15 protein-coding genes are annotated in these 16,323 nt (G+C 42.3%); 11 read left to right on the top strand and 4 right to left on the bottom strand.

Annotated elements, in window-relative coordinates; genetic code table 11:
- Positions 1–54: 54 nt before the first annotated feature.
- Together C2M25_RS18160 and C2M25_RS18165 are read left to right on the top strand one after the other, a co-directional pair.
- Complete coding sequence (locus C2M25_RS18160) at positions 55–1,008, top strand: phosphotransferase (protein WP_105181792.1); 954 nt, start codon at positions 55–57, stop codon at positions 1,006–1,008.
- Complete coding sequence (locus C2M25_RS18165) at positions 1,005–1,976, top strand: Gfo/Idh/MocA family protein (RefSeq protein WP_105181793.1); 972 nt, start codon at positions 1,005–1,007, stop codon at positions 1,974–1,976. Before C2M25_RS18160 ends, C2M25_RS18165 begins: the two co-directional genes overlap by 4 nt.
- Here C2M25_RS18165 and C2M25_RS18170 read toward each other — a convergent pair.
- Positions 1,973–2,791: a hypothetical protein gene (locus C2M25_RS18170; protein ID WP_158679747.1), complete on the bottom strand. Its 819-nt coding sequence runs from the start codon at positions 2,789–2,791 to the stop codon at positions 1,973–1,975. The genes C2M25_RS18165 and C2M25_RS18170 overlap by 4 nt on opposite strands.
- Positions 2,792–2,984: 193 nt before the next feature.
- On the opposite strand from C2M25_RS18170, the gene upp reads away from it, so the two are divergent.
- The 8 genes from upp (at position 2,985) to C2M25_RS18210 (ending at position 14,234) form a co-directional block, all read left to right on the top strand.
- Complete coding sequence (upp, locus tag C2M25_RS18175; RefSeq protein WP_063707721.1) at positions 2,985–3,614, top strand: uracil phosphoribosyltransferase; 630 nt, start codon at positions 2,985–2,987, stop codon at positions 3,612–3,614.
- Positions 3,615–3,623: 9 nt separating this feature from the next.
- Positions 3,624–4,862, top strand: a complete 1,239-nt coding sequence (locus tag C2M25_RS18180; protein WP_105181795.1) for a uracil-xanthine permease family protein — start codon at positions 3,624–3,626, stop codon at positions 4,860–4,862.
- 138 nt (positions 4,863–5,000) lie between these two features.
- Positions 5,001–6,743 carry an HAD-IIB family hydrolase gene (locus tag C2M25_RS18185; protein WP_105181796.1) on the top strand — a complete coding sequence of 581 codons (1,743 nt, stop codon included), beginning with the start codon at positions 5,001–5,003 and terminating at the stop codon, positions 6,741–6,743.
- The gene (locus tag C2M25_RS18190; RefSeq protein ID WP_063707715.1) at positions 6,736–7,956 is read left to right on the top strand and encodes a hypothetical protein; all 1,221 of its coding nucleotides are present in this window, start codon (positions 6,736–6,738) and stop codon (positions 7,954–7,956) included. Before C2M25_RS18185 ends, C2M25_RS18190 begins: the two co-directional genes overlap by 8 nt.
- A gap of 12 nt (positions 7,957–7,968) precedes the next feature.
- Positions 7,969–9,738, top strand: coding sequence for an alpha-amylase family glycosyl hydrolase (locus C2M25_RS18195; protein WP_105173561.1), 1,770 nt, complete (start codon positions 7,969–7,971; stop codon positions 9,736–9,738).
- 259 nt (positions 9,739–9,997) lie between these two features.
- Positions 9,998–11,401 carry a hypothetical protein gene (locus C2M25_RS18200; RefSeq protein WP_063707711.1) on the top strand — a complete coding sequence of 468 codons (1,404 nt, stop codon included), beginning with the start codon at positions 9,998–10,000 and terminating at the stop codon, positions 11,399–11,401.
- A 12-nt stretch (positions 11,402–11,413) separates the two neighbouring features.
- Positions 11,414–12,565, top strand: coding sequence for an imelysin family protein (locus C2M25_RS18205; protein WP_063707708.1), 1,152 nt, complete (start codon positions 11,414–11,416; stop codon positions 12,563–12,565).
- Positions 12,566–12,608: 43 nt separating this feature from the next.
- On the top strand, positions 12,609–14,234 hold the full coding sequence (locus C2M25_RS18210; protein WP_063707706.1) for a di-heme oxidoredictase family protein: 1,626 nt from the start codon (positions 12,609–12,611) through the stop codon (positions 14,232–14,234).
- A 35-nt stretch (positions 14,235–14,269) separates the two neighbouring features.
- On the opposite strand, the gene C2M25_RS18215 is transcribed toward C2M25_RS18210, so the two are convergent.
- Positions 14,270–15,313 (bottom strand): ABC transporter substrate-binding protein, encoded by a 1,044-nt coding sequence (locus C2M25_RS18215; RefSeq protein ID WP_105181797.1) that lies wholly within the window; start codon positions 15,311–15,313, stop codon positions 14,270–14,272.
- 121 nt (positions 15,314–15,434) lie between these two features.
- On the opposite strand from C2M25_RS18215, the gene C2M25_RS18220 reads away from it, so the two are divergent.
- Positions 15,435–15,821, top strand: coding sequence for a cytochrome b562 (locus C2M25_RS18220; RefSeq protein WP_105181798.1), 387 nt, complete (start codon positions 15,435–15,437; stop codon positions 15,819–15,821).
- Positions 15,822–15,872: 51 nt separating this feature from the next.
- Here C2M25_RS18220 and ykgO read toward each other — a convergent pair whose 3' ends face one another.
- Both ykgO and C2M25_RS18230 read right to left on the bottom strand, forming a co-directional pair.
- Complete coding sequence (gene ykgO / locus C2M25_RS18225) at positions 15,873–16,010, bottom strand: type B 50S ribosomal protein L36 (protein ID WP_054554561.1); 138 nt, start codon at positions 16,008–16,010, stop codon at positions 15,873–15,875.
- A gap of 18 nt (positions 16,011–16,028) precedes the next feature.
- Entirely contained in the window at positions 16,029–16,280 is a 252-nt protein-coding gene (locus tag C2M25_RS18230; protein ID WP_063707699.1) for a type B 50S ribosomal protein L31, read from the bottom strand.
- Positions 16,281–16,323 lie beyond the last annotated feature (43 nt).

A 16,323-nucleotide genomic window follows, 5' to 3' on the forward strand; every position in this document is an offset into this window, starting at 1 on the left:
CAATAGCCAATATCACCTACCATTGCCATCGGTTTATATAAAGTACAGAGCATTATGGATCTTAGGCAATTTGTTACTTCTCACTTTTCAAACATTACAGAGCTACAGCAAGCGGCATCAGTGTGGAGCGGATGCGGTGAGATTATTCGTTGCCAAATGAATGGTGCTGCTACGGTAATTAAAGCGATTGAAGTGCCTAGCCAGATTAATCATAGTCGTATAAAACAAAGTGATTTTGCACTTGCCAGAAAGCGCCAATCTTACTTAGTCGAATTTAATTGGTATCGGCATTACGCTAAGCAATTACCCCATGAAGCTGCGGCTATCCACTGTATTGAGGCAATACAAGAGGGCAGTAAACAAGCGTTGGTATTTAGTGATTTCAGTGCGCTTGGCTACCAGCCTGCAAGTGCTACACACAGTGACATTCAAGCAATTATAAACTGGCTTGCACACTTTCATGCTTTTCATTTAGCAAGCTCTGTCGATGGCCTTTGGCCGCGTGGTAGTTACTGGCATTTAGCAACGCGGCCCGATGAGCTACAGCGTATGAGCGATTTAAGCTTAAAAGCGCAGGCACACGCTATTGATACTGCGTTGAGTGAGTCACCTTATCAAACGTTAATTCATGGTGATGCTAAGCTTGCCAATTTTGCGATTGCACCACACAACCAACATGTTATTGGCTATGATTTTCAATATGTTGGCAAGGGTGTTGGGGTGATTGATGTCATGTATTTTTTAGGCAGTTGCTTAGATGATACGGCATTAAAATCAGTCGCAGATGACTATTTAAATCGCTATTTTGACACCCTCACACAGGCACTAAAATGTTATCAGCCGAATGTAAACCCGGCGCATGTTGTTAGCAGTTGGCGAGCGCTTTGGTGTTACGCATGGAGCGATTTTTATCGTTTTTTAGCAGGTTGGAGCCCAGAACATGCAAAAATAAACGGCTACATGCAGCAGCAATTTGTAACGTACTTAAAAATAAAGGATTGGCAATGAATAAGCCAATGCGATTTGCCATTATCGGCTGTGGTGCTGTAACCGAAGTGAAAAGCGGCCCTGCTTATCAACAAGCAGAAGGTATTGCGCTTATTGGGGTGACACGCCGCGACCTAGAAAAAGCCCATGATTATGCTAATCGCCATAATATTGCAAAGGTGTTCGCATCGCCAAGCGAGCTCATTAACGATAACAGTGTTGATGCAGTGTATATTGCTACGCCGCCAGATAGCCATAAAGCGTATGCTCTTGAGGTTGCTGCGGCAGGTAAACCGTGTTGTATTGAAAAGCCACTGGCGCCAAGTTATCAAGATAGCCTTGATATTGTCGCAGCGTTTAAAGAGGCTAAACAGCCGCTATTTGTGGCTTATTATCGCCGTTCATTACCACGCTTTAATCACGTTAAACAATTACTTGAGCAAGGTGCCATTGGTAAGCCTCGTCATGTAAGTTGGCATTTAAGTAAAGCACCTAACGCCCTAGATTTATCGGGTGAATACAACTGGCGCACAGATCAAAACGTGGCTCGAGGAGGGTACTTTGACGATTTAGCCAGCCATGGTCTTGATTTACTTGCTTACCTTTTAGGTGATTTTAATAAGGTGCATGGTTTATGCGCTAATCAACAAGACTTATATTCAGCATTCGATGCTATTACCGCTCACTGGCAGCATCAATCGGGTGTTACAGGCACCGGGAGCTGGAACTTTGCTTCAGCAAATCGTTTTGATGATGTGATTATTTATGGCAGTGAAGGCGAGCTTAGCTTTAGTGTTTTTGACGAAAAGCCGATTGTGCTTAACAATGCACAGGGCGCACAACAGCTCGTAATTGATAACCCTGCACATATTCAACAATATCATGTTGAAAACATGGCGAACTATTTTCATGCTCAGCAACCCCACCCATCAACTGGTGAAACTGCATTACACACAAGTTGGGTTATGGAGCAGATTTTATCGGCTTAGTGCTCAAACGCTGCATTGAAGGCATTTACAATTTGTGTGTTTTCACCTTCATGAAATAGCGCCATTAAACGCTCACTAATTAAAGTGCGTACTTTTTCTGTTTTAAGCGCTTTGTCGAACAGCGCGATTGCTTGTTTGCCGACCTCTGTTGGTGAGCAAGCAATATAACCAAACACCGCGGCTTTTTCTGGTTTAAGGCTGAGGTAACGAATACTACTCATTCCCGGAGCTCGTTTATAACGGTTGCTAAATACAGTTTGGTATTCTAAAACGGCATCAATTTTATTTTGAAATAACATTTGCCCAAGCCTTGGTGCATTTGTTGCCCCATCGAGTATGAAAAAGTGCTCATCATTTAAACGGACAAACTTATCAATCTCTTCTGAGTAAGAACGGCCTTTGGTGACCCCTATTGTTAAGTCGTAGTAATAGATAGCTTGTAGTAGGGTAATGGCGTCTGGAATAGTGGGCTTATTAAATACCACCAGTTTATTTGAAGGAAATGCCATCAGAGGGTACTGACTAAACACAGCATGAACCTCACGCTCTGGGGTTTTTAATTTATTGTACAAGCAAACATTGTTCATTTTTCTTAATTGCTGCCACTCTCTTAAGCGGCTTGAAGGTACAAAATGTAGGCTGATTTCATCGCCTAATTCAGCTGCGGCAGCCAGCAAAAACGTGGTGGCCTCATTTTCAGGGTTACCGCCATCTTGCGGAACAAAGTCAGCCATAACTTGAATATCGAGTGTTTCACTGTGGGCAGGTATGCAAATACACAGAAGGAGTATCGAAGTGAAGATAAGCGTTTTCATTACTGCAGGCCCAAAAATAAATAAATTGTTAAACAATGCCAGTGCGTGTTGTTGCAAAAAAATTAATATTTGCAAGGTGCTGTATAATATTAGACCAATTCAAAGAATTAATGCGGTGAACATGCATTTTTTGCAGTCGAGAAGACTATTTTGCGCTAAAATAGGCGTAATTTATTTCATTTAGGTTCTACTTATGTCTATCCATGTAATTACTCATCCGTTAGTTCAACACAAACTTGGCCTTATGCGCGCGCAAGGTATTAGCACAAAAAGTTTCCGTGAGCTGGCGTCTGAAGTAGGTACCTTGCTTACTTACGAAGCAACAAAAAACCTACCATTAGAAAGCGTACAAATCACTGGATGGGATGGTTCAACATTAGATGTAGAGCATATCAAAGGTAAAAAAATTACAGTTGTGCCTATTCTTCGTGCCGGCCTTGGTATGATGGATGGTGTAATGCAGTTATTACCTGCAGCAAAAGTAAGTGTTGTTGGTCTTCAGCGTAACGAAGAAACATTAGAGCCAGTACCTTACTTTGAAAAGCTGGTTGGTAAAATTGATGAGCGTTTAAGCCTTGTTATTGATCCAATGCTGGCAACCGGTGGTTCAATGATCGCAACTATCGATATGCTGAAAAAAGCAGGCTGTAAAGATATTAAAGTGATTGTATTAGTGGCAGCACCAGAAGGCGTAGAAAAAACCCTTGCAGCGCACCCAGATGTTGAAATTTTCACAGCATCTCTAGACAGTCACTTAAACGAAAAAGGATATATCATTCCAGGCTTAGGAGATGCCGGTGACAAGATTTTTGGCACAGTGTAAGGCGCTCACGTGGAAAATCATCAAACATTTTCGTTAAAAACCATTCTAACTGGCGCGCAAATGCTGTTTGTCGCATTTGGCGCCCTGGTACTTGTGCCGTTACTAACAGGCCTTGATCCCAATGTGGCTTTATTTACCGCAGGTTTAGGAACTTTACTGTTTCATGTGGTTACCAAAGGCCAAGTTCCCATCTTTTTAGCATCGTCTTTTGCTTTCATCGCACCTATTATCGCCTCGGTGCAAATGTGGGGCATTCCCGCAACTATGGGCGGTTTGATGGTGGCAGGCTTTTGCTATTTTGCGCTTAGCTTGATAGTAAAATTTAAAGGCGTGAATGCGCTGCACAAGGTGTTACCGCCTGTGGTTGTTGGCCCTGTGATTATGGTGATTGGTTTAGCCTTAGCCCCCGTCGCTGTGAATATGGCAATGGGTAAAGCAGGGGATGGCAGTGCACAATTAGTTCCTTATGAGCAAGCAATTTGGGTATCTGGTTTATCATTACTGGTTACGCTGATTTTTGCGGTATGGGGCAAAGGTGTATTTAAACTTATTCCTATTCTTGCAGGTGTGGTTGCAGGTTACCTAGCTTCGCTCTTTTTAGGAATGGTTGAATTTAATGCGGTTACTGAAGCAAACTGGTTTGCTGTGCCGGCATTTACTTACCCTGAGTTTAAGTGGCAAGCTATTTTGTTTATGGTGCCGGTGGCCATTGCGCCCGCTATTGAACATATTGGCGATATGATGGCTATTAGCCAAGTCACGGGTAAAGACTATTTAAAGAAACCAGGTTTACACCGCACTTTATTTGGTGATGGCTTAGCAACCTCTGCGGCATCAGTCTTTGGTGGTCCACCTAATACAACGTACTCTGAAGTAACGGGTGCGGTAATGCTTACGCGTAACTTCAACCCTCGCGTGATGCTTTGGACGGCAATTATCGCAATTGTGCTCGCTTTTGTGGCAAAAATGGGCGCGGGTTTACAAACTATTCCGGTTCCTGTGATGGGCGGCATCATGATTTTGCTGTTTGGTTCTATCGCCGTTGTAGGTTTAAATACCTTAGTAAAATCAGGTGAAGACCTTACCGAGCCTCGTAATCTGACTATCGTCGCACTGATTTTAGTGTTTGGTATTGGTGGCATGCATATCGGTGGTGATGAGTTTAGTTTACAAGGTGTGAGCTTATGCGCAATTTTGGGGATTATCTTAAATGCTGTTCTCCCCAAAGCAGTGCAACAAGCTGATTAGAACTTAAATACTGCTTGAATATTGCACCAAAAAAGCGCATTAAATATGCGCTTTTTTTGTAACCATTTAAAAAATAAGGAATTATAAAACTGGTCTACTAACTGCATTTATCTCTATGTCATACTGGTAGGAGCGATTATGCAAGAGGCAAATGTTGTGGATATTACCCCGTTTTTAGCAAAGCATCAGTTACCACTCAAGTATCAATACTTAAGTGAGCAGTTTTTTATACCCCTCGCGCACGATATCTTGAGTGCAAAAATGACCGGCCAAACAATGCTGGTGGCTATTAACGGCTGCCAAGGCTCAGGCAAAACAACCCTCGCTGATTTCTTAGTGACTTGGGTAAATAGCAATACCGAATTTAATAGCGTGTCATTATCAATCGATGACTTTTATTTAAGTCGTGATGCGCGCAATGAGCTTGCTAAAGATGTTCATCCTTTGTTTGCGAGTCGTGGTGTACCAGGCACACATGATACGCAACTAATGGAACAAACCTTATCGGCTTTGTTGGCTGGTAAAGTGGGCGTGCCATTACCTCAATTTGATAAGCTAACGGATGATCCAGTGCCAAAAGACCAGTGGCCGAGCAACCAAAAGCCGATTGATATCGTGTTTTTTGAAGGCTGGTGTGTAGCCAGTACGCCCCAGCAGCCTTATCAACTACAAACCCCGGTAAATGAATTAGAACAACTAGAAGATGCCGACGGCATTTGGCGCCGCTGCGTAAATAGCTGCCTAGCAAATGAATATCAACATGTATTCGCAATGGCTGATTACACCATTATGTTAAAAGCGCCTTCATTCGAAGATGTGTATGCGTGGCGCTTAGAGCAAGAGCACAAGTTAATTGCCAAAAAAGGCCAAGGGCAGGGCACATTTGACGAAGTGAGCTTAAAACGTTTTATCTCTCATTTTGAACGTATTACGCGGGAAAACTTAGCCACGCTTGCGCACAGCGTGGATGCGTTACTATTGCTTGATACCGAGCGTGATATCACCAAGATGGAACTGCTCGCCGACAAAATTGCTCAACCACTTATTTTTACTGACTTAGATGGGACATTGCTCGATCACGACAGTTACGAATGTGAGGTGATCAAACCATTTTTGGCAAAGTTGAATGATACCGGTGTCAATGTGATTTTTAATACCAGCAAAACCTTTGCTGAAGTCACTGATATTCAAAAAGGTTTGGATCATCACCAACCTTTTATTGTGGAAAATGGTGCGGCTGTTTATATCCCGAAAGACTATTTTAAAGTAAAGCCGATTGGCTGTGATGAATATAAAGGTTATTGGCGCTTTGCCATGACGCAAAGTACCGATAAATTGCATGACGATCTTAAACAATATGCCAGTCAATTTAGCCATTGTGTACGCTTATTTAGTCAATTTAGTGCACAAGAAATAGCCGAGTTAACAGGACTCCCCGTCGATAAAAGTGAATTGGCTCTACAAAGACAGTACTCAGATCCGGTTTGTTTTTCGGGCAGTGATGAAGAAAAGCAGGGCTTGATAGATGCAATGAGCCAAGCAGGCTACGAAGTGCTTGTTGGCGGGCGTTTTATCCATTTAACCAAAGGTAACAATAAAGGACTTGCACAAAAGTGGCTGTTAAATCAGTTCAAAAAAGCCTATCGCAATCCATTTACTGTGATTGCCCTTGGCGACAGTCAAAACGATGTAGCCATGCTAAAAGCGGCTGACACCGCTATTTTAATCAATAATCCTGGCAGCCAAGTGCAATCACAAATATTACAAAAAGCATGGCAGCTCAGCGAAAAACCAGCCCCAGCAGGTTGGGTTCAAGAAGTTTCTGCGTTAACTATCATCAAAGCGCGTTTTGCAGCAAAACAGGAGCAATCTCATGGCTGATTTTTATCAAAATGGCATTATCACGACCTTACACAATATTGCTGACCGCCCAGTAGAAGAACTAGAAAAAGAGTTGTTGGGCTTTTCAAAACAACGCCCAATGGGCCTAATTTTACCTTCGCTTTACAGTGAACTAGAAGGACCCGCATTGCAAAATATAATTGCAGAACTGAAACATGTACCTTATTTATCGCAAATTACCATTGGTTTAGATCGCGCTGATGAAAGCCAATATCGTCATGCCCTGCAGTTTTTTGCGGAGCTTGATCAGCCTCATAAAGTACTTTGGAATGATGGTCCGCGTTTACAGGCTCTTGATAAAGAACTACAAAAATTGGGCGTTGCCCCACGAGAGCTAGGTAAAGGTCGCAATGTTTGGTATTGCATGGGCTATAAGTTGGCAACCTCAAAAGTTGAGTCAATTGCGCTGCATGACTGCGATATTTTGACTTACGACAGAGCGCTTTTAGCACGCTTAATTTACCCCGTTGCTCACCCTCGTTTTAACTATGAATTTTGTAAAGGGTTTTACCCGCGCACCGCTGAGGGCAAAATTAATGGTCGCGTGTCACGTTTGCTGGTAACCCCATTATTGCGTTCATTTAAAACAATTTTAGGCAGCAACGATTATTTAGAATACATGGATTCGTTTCGCTACCCATTAGCGGGTGAGTTTTCATTCCGCCGTGATGTACTCAACGATATTCGTATTCCAAGTGACTGGGGTCTCGAAATTGGCGTGTTATCAGAGATGTATCGTAACTACTCGCATAACCGTTTGTGTCAGGTCGATATTGCTGATAACTATGATCATAAACACCAAGACCTATCGCTAGAAAACCAAGCGGCAGGCTTGTCAAAAATGTCGATTGATATTACCAAAGCTTTATTCAGGAAGCTGGCTACGCAGGGGGTTACCTTTACCAGTGAAACAATTCGGTCGTTAAAAGCAACCTATTACCGTATCGCACTCGATTTTATTGAAACCTATCACAACGATGCGCTGATGAATGGCTTAACACTTGATATTCACCATGAAGAAAAAGCGGTCGAAATGTTTGCACAGAATATCATGAATGCGGGTCAGCACTTTTTAGAAAACCCAATGGAAGCACCGTTTGTGCCGAGTTGGAACCGAGTTGCTTCGGCAATGCCAGATGTATTTGCTCGCTTAGAAGAAGCCGTAGAGCTTGATAACAAAGATTATATTTAACGGGGAAGGCACGTGACTTTAGAGCTTTTGCAACAACGGGTTATACAGCATTTAACGTGTATTTATGCTGAGGTTGAACTACCAACAACCCTTGAACAACTTGCCGACAGGCTGATCAATACGATGCAAGGTGATGATCCTGTTCGCGACCCGACGCCGCATAAAAACCGTTGGGATGAGCAAGATATGATTTTAATCGCTTATGGTGATTCTATCATTCGTCATGCTAATACGGATGACGCGGTTGCTAAGCCTGAAGAGCCGCCTTTGCATACCTTGCATCGCTTTGTTAAAAACCAGTGTTTGCCTGAACTCAATGCCCTGCATATTTTGCCGTTTTACCCATATAGCTCCGACGAAGGTTTTGCGGTGATGAACTATGTGCAAGTGAATGAAGCACTTGGCAATTGGCAGCATATTCGCGATATTTCAGCCGATGTCAGGTTGATGGCCGATTTAGTGATTAACCATTGTTCAAGCCGAAGCGTCTGGTTCGAAAACTTTATCCAAGGTAAAGAGCCGGGGAAAGGGTACTTTAAAACCGCGAGCCCAAGTGACGACCTTGTGCAAGTTGTTCGCCCGCGTACATCACCGCTTTTACAAGCGGTTGAAACAAAAGATGGTTTGCAACATGTATGGTGTACGTTTAGTCATGACCAAGTCGATTTTGATTTTGCCAACCCAGATGTGCTTAATGAATTTGTGGGGATAATTCGCCATTACTTAGATAATGGTGTACGTATTTTTCGTCTTGATGCAGTGGCATTTTTATGGAAAAAGCTTAATACCCGCTGCATTAACTTACCTGAAACTCACGAGGTGATCAGGTTACTGCGTACCCTTATTGAGCATGTTGAACCTAATGTGATTATTATCACTGAAACTAACATTCCTAACCGCGAAAACCTGTCGTACTTTGGTAATGCCAACGAAGCGCACTGTATTTACAATTTCTCACTGCCACCGCTGTTATTGCACACTTTGCTCAGTGGTGACAGCACCGCATTAAAACATTGGATGATGAGTATGCCGCCAGCCCAACAAGGTACGGCTTACTTTAACTTTATCGCATCTCATGATGGCATTGGTTTACGCCCCGTTGAAGGCCTGCTCGATCAAGCGCAAATAGCGGAAATGGTAAGTACAACTGCAAAATATGGCGGTAAAGTCTCATTACGTACCGCACCAGATGGTACCAACACCCCTTATGAGTTAAACATTGCCTTATTTGATGCACTGCAAGGAACGCATCAAGGCCCTGATAAGTGGGGTGTTGCTCGCTTTTTATGTGCGCATGCCATTATGTTTGCGCTTGAAGGTATTCCTGGTTTGTATATTCATAGTCTACTTGGTACTACCAACGATTATGATCGCTTTGAAAATAGCCAGCATAACCGAGCGATTAACCGTCACCGTTGGCAGGAATCTGATTTATTGGCAAAGCTGAGTAACGAAAATGCTCATCATCGTACTGTGTTTAAAGCGATGAAAAACCTAATGGCTATTCGTAAGGCACAAAGTGCATTTCACCCTAATGCAACCCAATATACGTTGCATTTAAGCGAGGGGTTATTTGGTTTTTGGCGACAAAGTATTAACCGTTCACAGAGCATGTTTTGTGTTTATAACATTAGTGATGAGGTACAAACACTCACCCTTGCTGATTTGAATTTAATAGAAACAGAGCAGTGGAAAGATCTGATCACCGCAGAAGTGATTGCAGAACATACTCAAACCTTGTCTTTGGCTCCTTACCAAGCGGTTTGGCTCAGTAATAAATAAACTTTTCATGCAAATCCGTTCGTTAACAAGCAAGCCCACCGTAGGGTTTGCTTGTTAACAAATAATTCAAAATTATCGTACAATACTACCTTATTACACACCAAATTATCACTCTGCCCTAATTTATAGTGAAATCGTCTTAGTAAATAAAGCTTGTTTAATCTAAATTACCTTTTTTCTCAAAAAATATGGTTAACAATATTTACAATGTAAAAAGCAACTATTATCATTCTGCTTTTATTTTTAGGTGCGTTTTACAATGAAGAAAGCAGTACTCTCTCTCGCTGTGTCATTGGCTTTGACTCCACTGTACAGTGTTGCAAATGATGACATGCAAGCTCAACTCGAAAAACTTCAACAACAACTCCTTGAACAACAAAAAGCGATTGATTACTTAAAAAGTCAATTAGAAGCAAAAAACACCCAGCAAGTTGCAGTGCAACAAAAAGCCCCAGTTGTTACTGAGCAGGCAGCACCCGTTGCTACAGTCGCAAGCAAAAAAGAATCAAAACTTACTTTTAAAAGCTACGGTACTTTGCTTTATAAAAATGACGAAGTATTTGCCAACGTTCAAGATACTTCTCCAGAGCGCCGCGCCACAACAGATTTAGAGCGTGTTGTTACTGAGTTCGAATATGAAATTGATGATAAATGGAAAGTCGAATTTGAACTTGAGTATGAACACGGCGGTACAGGTACCACGCTTGAATACGACGGCTTTGAAGAATTTGGCGAATTTGAATCAGAAGTTGAAGCGGGTGGTGAAGTTATTGTCGAAAAGCTACAGCTAGAATATGAATATAACCCTAACTTTACAGTCAAGTTTGGTCATATATATGTTCCGGTAGGCTTAGGCACAGACTTAAATAAGCCAGATCAATACTTTACCACGACTCGCCATTGGGGTGAGGCAACTATGATCCCGCAAGTTTGGCATGAAACTGGGGTTAACTTAATTTCTCGTTGGTCTGACTTTACACTGCAAACATTGGTGACGACGGGTCTTAACTCTGAATACTTCCGTTCGACTAATTGGGTCGCGGGTGGTGCACAGCAACGCTTTGAAGAAAATACTGCAGATGATTTAGCGCTCACATTACGCCTTGATTATGGCAATGTTAAAGCCGGTAAAGGGTTTGGTGTTAGTTACTATACGGCAAATACATCTGATAACCGTCGCAATCAGGGCAAACTTGATGTGGATGGAAACGTGTCTATTCTCGGGTTACATGGTGCATGGACGTTAGATGATCTTGTGTTCCGTGGTCAGTACTTATATGGCGAGTTAGAAGACTCAGTTGCTATCACTGCTGCTAATAAAACTACGCCGGGTCTTCGTCCGGGAAGCTTTGCACAGCTTGGTAGCAAAGCTGAATCTGCATTTGTAGAAGCCGCTTATAATATGCAGGGGCTGTTTGATTTATCTTCGCCGCTGTATGTATTTACCTCGTTTGATTATGCCAATCCAATGCTTGAAGTGGCCAGTGGTGCGGCTATCCATCGTTACGACATTCGTGAGCTTAACTTTGGTTTAAATTACCTTCCAAACAAAAACTTAATTCTAAAACTTCAGGGCGGTCAACGTTATTACGCACAAGACGATATCGATGACACGACTCACTTTAGCGCCTCTCTTGGCTATAAATTTTCAACAGAACTATAAAGGAACCTTGGGATGAAAACTGTATTAAACAGCATCACAGCTGTCATTTTAGCGTCAACACTTGTTGCATGTGGTTCGTCTTCTTCGGATGATTCTTCAGATACAAGCACACCCGTTACTGAAGTAACAGGCTTTAGCTATGATGCAACTGACTTAATTGAAAACGTAACTGAGCAAGTAATTGTTGATGGTTACGAAATGCTAAACAGCAAGGCAACGGTTCTACATAACGCGACACTCACATTATTAGAAAACAAAAACGAAGCTGCGCTGGCTGCTGCTCAACAAGCTTGGAAAGATGCACGTGTATTCTGGGAGCAAGGAGAGTCACATATCTTTGGTCCTGTTGATAGTTTATCAATTGATCCACATCTTGATACTTGGCCACTGAATACCGCTGATTTAGAAGCACTACTTGCAAGTAACACAACGTTCTCTGCTGATAATGTGAAGAACTTTGACGATGGTGTACAAGGTTTCCACACCATGGAGTTCTTATTATTCGGTAATGGCGTTGAAGATAACGATAAGTCAATTGACGAAATGACTGTGCGTGAAATGGAATACTTAATTGCATGTGCTGAAGTATTTAATATTCATACACAAAGCCTTGTTGATGCATGGGTTATCTCTGCAAATGCGGATGATGAACCTGCTTATAAAGATTATTTATTAACACCGGGCAATGATAAATACTCATCTGAGTTAGGTGTTATCGAAGAGTTAGTCAATGGGGTTATTGGTATTGTTGATGAGGTAGGTAACGGTAAAATTGCAGAACCATTTGGTACTAGCAAAGACACAGCTGACACATCATTGGTTGAATCACAATATAGCTGGAACTCATTAACTGACTTTAGCAACAACATTGTTGGTGTACAAAATGTGTTTTTAGGCACATTCAGCGATGAAAACGACAGCCCAGGTCTTAAAGCATTTATCAATGCCGGTGACGCTGAACTAGCAGCGAAAGTTGAAACTCAAATTTCAGCAGCGATTTCAGCGATTGATGCCATTGCAGGCGCAGATGATATGCCATTTAGACAAGCGATTAAGGATGATGCTGGTCGCGTTCGAATTCAAACAGCGATTGATGCGCTAGGTGAATTACAAGCGACCCTTGAAGAAGAAGTTGTGCCACTTATCAAAGAGTGGAATTTATAATCGCTGGGGAAGCATCTGCTTCCCCTCTTTACAAGATACCGTCATGAATGTAAAAGCAATTAAACCAATTCTATTTGCTTTCACAGCCATATCTTTAGTGGCATGTGGAAGTAAAACCAGCGATAAAAGCGCGAACGAAACGACAACACCACCACCGACAAGCAGCGAAACTGATCCAAATTATATTGATGTCGTTGCCTTGGCAGGTGATGCGACAGCCCTCGATACCAATAATTCAGGCCATGGTTTCTCTACACCTATGCCTAATTTAAGTGATTCAGAACTCGATATTCACTTAACTGGCGATGCTAATTTTGAAACATCCTTTACGACAGCCCCGAATGATGCACACCCGGAACTCGATGGTTTAGGGCCTGTTTTTAATAACAATAACTGTAATGCTTGTCACCAACGAGATGGTCGCCCAAGTACCATTGTTCCAACCGCTGAACAGCAAACTGTGAAGTTAGCGAATGATGCAGGGATCTTTTTACGCGTTAGCTTAGCTGATGGCGTGTGTGAAATGCCAAGTAGTGTCAATGATTTTTGTCAGGCTACAGGCGTTGAAGGGTTTGGGGATCAACTCTTTCATCGGGGGATTTTACAAGCCCGTGAAGACTGGCAAACGCATAATTTTGGTGGCCAAGCTGATGTATATCTAAGCTATGATTACACGGAGTTTAGCTACCCGGATGGTAGTACTGTCACGTTGAAAAAGCCGGTATTTACTATCGACAATGCATGGGACTCACCTGAAAACTTCAGTTTAAGTGCCCTTGCCAATGAAGATGTACGTTTTAGTGCCCGTAATGGCATGCCTGTCTTTGGTCTTGGATTGCTTGAAGCGATTGAAGAGCAAGATATTTTAGCCCTTGAAGATGTTGATGATGCCGACAACGATGGAATTTCTGGTAAAGCAAACTGGGTATTTGATGCTGTTAAGGCTCAAGCGGGTGATGAAAACCCTGTGTCACTTGGACGATTTGGTTGGAAAGCCAGTACACCATCAGTCAGACAGCAATCACTAGGTGCACTGCGTGGTGACATGGGGGTAACCAACTCATTGTTCCCTGAAGAAAGCATTGCTAATACATTAATGCACGAAAGTTATTTATCTCGTACTAACTATCAAGATACCGGTTCTGATGAGCAAGGATTGCCAGAAGCGAGTGATGAGTTTTCTGATACGGTCGTGTTTTACGCAGAAACGCTTGCTGTGCCAGCTCGTCGTAATGTTGCCGACGAAGATGTTAAAGCCGGTGCACGTTTATTCAACGAATTAAACTGTACTGGTTGTCATACGCCTCGTTTTGTAACCGCAAATGGTGCCGCTTTATTGTTGGGCGGTATTGCAGCGCCTGCGGCTGTAAAAGGGCAAGAAATTTGGCCATTTACCGACATGTTGTTACATGACATGGGTGAAGAGCTTGCTGATAACCGTCGTGATTTTATGGCAACAGGCCGTGAGTGGAAAACGCGTCCGCTTTGGGGGATTGGTTTAACGAAAACAGTTAACCCTGCCGCAGGTTTCTTACATGATGGGCGCGCAGCCACACTTGAAGAAGCGATTTTATGGCATGGTGGTGAAGCTGAAAAAAGTAAGCGTGAATTTACAGAGCTTAACAGTGAAAAAAGAGCTCAGTTAATTAGCTTTTTACAATCACTATAGCTTTAAACCCTTTAAAAGCGCACTGTCAACGCCCTTTACAGTGCGCTTTTTGTTGCCTCTAAGAGAAGTGATTCAACACAAAAGGGAAGGGGATTTTTATTCGCTTTACTGAAAACGCGAAAGTTAATTGCTAAGTTATCACTGTGAATTTGTTCAACTAGCTTGAGCGTTTGTTCGTTATGTTGGCTGAAAATGGCCACTTCATGATGCATAGGTCCGGTTGCGTGCTTATTCAGTAAATCATAAATATTTACCAATGCAAACGCCCCCAACGTAACATGACCGCCGATAGTGACGTCTATTTTTTCTGCTACAACGCTGAGTGGCCAATTTATTGCACCAACCCTTACATCTTTGCGTTTGTTTAACTCATCAAGCGCTGCAATCGCCCCTATTGCCATGGCATCGTTGGCAGCCCAAACAATATTAATACTTGGTTGATGGCTAAAATAGCCGAGGCTCTGGCGATACGCTTGTGTTGCTGACCAGTTGGCAACTGTTTTCGCGGTGATAGTCGCATTATCATGTGTTTGAACACTTTGCTCTAAACCATGCTCTCTATCAAGTGCTGCATGGGTCGTGTAATCACCATTTATCGCGAAAATATTAGCCGTGTGCTGCGTTTGTTCTATTAGCTTATCGGCTAATAGTTGCCCCGCTTGTTTATTATCGGGCACCACGCTACCTGCGATATTAATACCCTGATCAATCAAACGGTTTAGTTCTTGTTCTGATGGGCGGTTAAGTAAAAAATAGATGGGCGTAGAGATGTGCTTTAAGCTCAAAAGTTGTTGGGTAAGCACACTTTTCTCATCAACTAAAATCAACATATCTGGCTTAGCTTTAAGCGCCTTAGCCACTAATGACTTCATTTCAATATGATTCCGGTTGGCATAATGAATCGTTAAATCGAGATCAAAGTCTTTGGCAGCGTCACGCATCAACTGCGACACTTCAAACCAAAACGGGCCCGTGACATTGGTATCGGCATGACCGGGGTTTATAAAAATAATACTTTGCTTGGCAAAAACACTCGGTAAGCAAAATAGGCAGATAGTGAAAAATACCGTTTTAAGCATAGTTTTATTAGGTTAAAAGACCGATAGGGAAGAGTATAGCTTGAATCGTTAAGTTTGATATTAGGCTTACGTAGCGTTTCGCTTTATAATGGGCGCATAATTTATATTTGGTTGAGGGTGTATGAGAGCCATTTTTATTAGTTTTTTAATTGTTTTTTCCAGTCTGAGCGCGGCCAACAATATTGATCTTGAGGCCAATATGAAAAACATGGGGCTTGCTTATAAAAACTCAGTGCGAGCAACTGATTTAGCTACCTTTAATACCGCTATTGATGAATTTATTGAGTTGTTAGAGACAGCCAAAACAGCTGATTTTAAACAGCATAAAACGGCGTCTTTAGAAGGGCTTGATAAAGTCATAAATCAAGCAAAGCAAGCTAAGCAACTTGCAACGACTCGTGGCCTTGAAGCAGCAAAAGCGCCGCTTAAATCTATTGATGAGCTACGTAAAAAATACCATGAGCTCCATGAGCCGCCAGGTTTTTGGGAATTGCTATTTGGTAAGTAAGTTATTGAGTTAAAATTACTTTAATTTAAAAAAGGTGCCTAGGCACCTTTTTTAACGCTTTTTCTTTTTACCTTGAACGGCTTTAAAGCGCGGATTGTCTTTATTAATAACATAGACACGACCTTTACGCTTTACGATTTGGCAGCCCGGGCGGTTCTTCGCGCTTTTTAATGAACTTAATACTTTCATGTTCTTTCCTTATAGCAACTATTTGCTCGCTAAGCTTTTAAAACGACGATTAAACGCAGCAACACGGCCATCGCTTGCAACGGCTTTTTGCTTACCGGTATAAAACGGGTGTGAATCGCTTGATACGTCAATTGGCACATAAGGGTAGGTTTTGCCCTCAAGTTCAATCGTGCGCGAAGTTTTGATTGTCGAACCAATAATAAAATAGCTGTCTGCCGCTGTATCATGAAACGCGACTTGCTGGTAATCAGGGTGGATATTTGGCTTCATAATGCACCTATTTGTTATGTGATAATGTAGCGATTGTAGAGTG

Source organism: Pseudoalteromonas sp. T1lg21 (assembly GCF_002964625.1).
Lineage (GTDB): Bacteria > Pseudomonadota > Gammaproteobacteria > Enterobacterales > Alteromonadaceae > Pseudoalteromonas > Pseudoalteromonas gelatinilytica.